The sequence below is a fragment of the Actinomadura napierensis genome (assembly GCF_039529375.1).
In the GTDB taxonomy this organism is placed as follows: domain Bacteria; phylum Actinomycetota; class Actinomycetes; order Streptosporangiales; family Streptosporangiaceae; genus Spirillospora; species Spirillospora napierensis.
This window is the reverse complement of sequence record NZ_BAAAMR010000226.1, coordinates 1,855-5,007: the sequence shown is the minus strand read 5'-3', so window position 1 is coordinate 5,007 and position 3,153 is coordinate 1,855. Positions and strand designations below refer to the sequence as shown.

At 57.4% G+C, this 3,153-nt stretch carries 1 rRNA gene; it reads right to left on the bottom strand.

Going from position 1 to position 3,153, the window contains the following annotated elements:
* Positions 1 to 4: 4 nt before the first annotated feature.
* Positions 5 to 3,118: ribosomal RNA gene (locus ABD296_RS48820) — 23S ribosomal RNA — on the bottom strand.
* Positions 3,119 to 3,153: the final 35 nt, after the last annotated feature.

Here is a 3,153-nt window from a genome sequence, read left to right as displayed (position 1 = left end):
TCGTGTGTTCAAGCCACTCGGCCTATTAGTACCGGTCGACTCCACACGTTACCGCGCTTCCATCACCGGCCTATCAACCCAGTCGTCTACTGGGAGCCTTACCCCCACCAAAGATGGGGAGGGAGAACTCATCTCGAGGAAGGCTTCCCGCTTAGATGCTTTCAGCGGTTATCCCGACCGAACGTAGCCAACCAGCCGTGCCCCTGGCGGGACAACTGGCACACCAGAGGTTCGTCCGTCCCGGTCCTCTCGTACTAGGGACAGACCCTCTCAATTCTCCTACGCGCGCAGCGGATAGGGACCGAACTGTCTCGCGACGTTCTAAACCCAGCTCGCGTGCCGCTTTAATGGGCGAACAGCCCAACCCTTGGGACCTACTCCAGCCCCAGGATGCGACGAGCCGACATCGAGGTGCCAAACCATCCCGTCGATATGGACTCTTGGGGAAGATCAGCCTGTTATCCCCGGGGTACCTTTTAGCCGTTGAGCGACACCACTTCCACACGTAGATGCCGGATCACTAGGCCCTGCTTTCGCACCTGCTCGACACGTCCGTCTCACAGTCAAGCTCCCTTGTGCCCTTGCACTCGCCACCTGATTGCCAACCAGGCTGAGGGAACCTTTGGGCGCCTCCGTTACTCTTTAGGAGGCAACCGCCCCAGTTAAACTACCCACCAGGCACTGTCCCCCACCCGGATACACGGGCGCGGGTTAGACGCTCAAAACGACCAGAGTGGTATTTCACCAATGACTCCACCCACACTGGCGTGCGAGCTTCACCGTCTCCCACCTATCCTACACAAACCGTTCCAAACGCCAATGCCAAGCTGTAGTGAAGGTCCCGGGGTCTTTCCGTCCTGCTGCGCGAAACGAGCATCTTTACTCGTACTGCAATTTCACCGGGCCTGTGGTTGAGACAGCGGGGAAGTCGTTACGCCATTCGTGCAGGTCGGAACTTACCCGACAAGGAATTTCGCTACCTTAGGATGGTTATAGTTACCACCGCCGTTTACCGGCGCTTAGATTCTCAGCTTCGACCCCGAAAGATCTAACCGGTCCTCTTAACGTTCCGGCACCGGGCAGGCGTCAGTCCGTATACAGCGTCTTACGACTTCGCACGGACCTGTGTTTTTAGTAAACAGTCGCTTCCCCCTGGCCTCTGCGACCACACCCAGCTCCGGAGGAAAACTCCTTCACCGGGCCTGGTCCCCCTTCTCCCAAAGTTACGGGGGCAATTTGCCGAGTTCCTTAACCACAGTTCACCCGATCGCCTCGGTATTCTCTACCTGACCACCTGAGTCGGTTTGGGGTACGGGCCGCCGGTACACTCGCTAGAGGCTTTTCTCGACAGCATGGGATCACTCACTTCACCTAAAACGGCTCGGCATCACATCTCACCCTCAACGGCGCACGGATTTACCTGCACACCGGGCTACATGCTTACCCCAGGACAACCATCGCCTGGGCTGAGCTACCCTCCTGCGTCACCCCATCACTCACCTACTACCCCATCGGGTCCCACGCTCACCAACCCCCATCCCCCGAAGGGAACGAAAGCGGCTCGGGCGGTTAGCATCAGAGGATTCAGCGTTGGCGCATACCAGCGGGTACGGGAATATCAACCCGTTGTCCATCGACTACGCCTGTCGGCCTCGCCTTAGGTCCCGACTTACCCTGGGCGGATTAGCCTGCCCCAGGAACCCTTGGTCATCCGGCGGGAGAGTTTCTCACTCTCCATTCGCTACTCATGCCTGCATTCTCACTCCCACAGCCTCCACCACTCGATCACTCGGCGGCTTCGCCGGCTGCAGGACGCTCCCCTACCCATCAACACTTACGTGTCAATGCCACGGCTTCGGCGGTGTGCTTGAGCCCCGCTACATTGTCGGCGCGGAATCACTTGACCAGTGAGCTATTACGCACTCTTTCAAGGATGGCTGCTTCTAAGCCAACCTCCTGGTTGTCACAGCAACTCCACATCCTTTCCCACTTAGCACACGCTTAGGGGCCTTAGCCGATGATCTGGGCTGTTTCCCTCTCGACTACGAACCTTATCGCCCGCAGTCTCACTGCCACGCTCTCACTTACCGGCATTCGGAGTTTGGCTGACGTCAGTAACCTGGTAGGGCCCATCAGCCATCCAGTAGCTCTACCTCCGGCAAGAAACACGCGACGCTGCACCTAAATGCATTTCGGGGAGAACCAGCTATCACGGAGTTTGATTGGCCTTTCACCCCTAACCACAGGTCATCCCCCAGGTTTTCAACCCTGGTGGGTTCGGGCCTCCACACCGTCTTACCGGCGCTTCACCCTGCCCATGGCTAGATCACCCCGCTTCGGGTCTACAGCATGCGACTAAAACGCCCTATTCAGACTCGCTTTCGCTACGGCTACCCGCCACCGGTTAACCTCGCCACACACCATAACTCGCAGGCTCATTCTTCAAAAGGCACGCCATCACCAACGACAAGAACAAGTTCTCACCGAGGAGGCTCTGACGGCTTGTAGGCACACGGTTTCAGGTACTATTTCACGACCCCTCACCGGGGCACTTTTCACCATTCCCTCACGGTACTGATCCGCTATCGGTCACCAGGAAGTATTCAGCCTTACCACGTGGTCGTGGCAGATTCACACGGGATTTCACGGGCCCCGTGCTACTCGGGAAAACACCCAGAAGCCACTACAAGTTTCGTCTACCGGACTCTCACCGTCTACGGTCGGCCATCCCATGCCATTCGACTACTCGAGCGGTTTATAACTTCTCGCCGGACTGGTAGATCCAACAGGGCGATCCCACAACCCCGCACACGCAACCCCTACCAGGTATCACACGCGCACGGTTTAGGCTCCTCCGCTTTCGCTCACCACTACTCACGGAATCACTATTGTTTTCTCTTCCTGCGGGTACTGAGATGTTTCACTTCCCCGCGTTCCCACCAACCTGCCTATACATTCAACAGGCGGCGACACCCCATGACGGGTGCCAGGTTTCCCCATTCGGAAATCCCCGGATCAAAGTCTGGTTGCCGACTCCCCGAGGCATATCGCAGGCTCCCACGTCCTTCATCGGCTCCTGATGCCAAGGCATCCACCGTATGCCCTTAAAAACTTGAACACACGAAACGATCAAAACAAATCGCAGAGACGGAA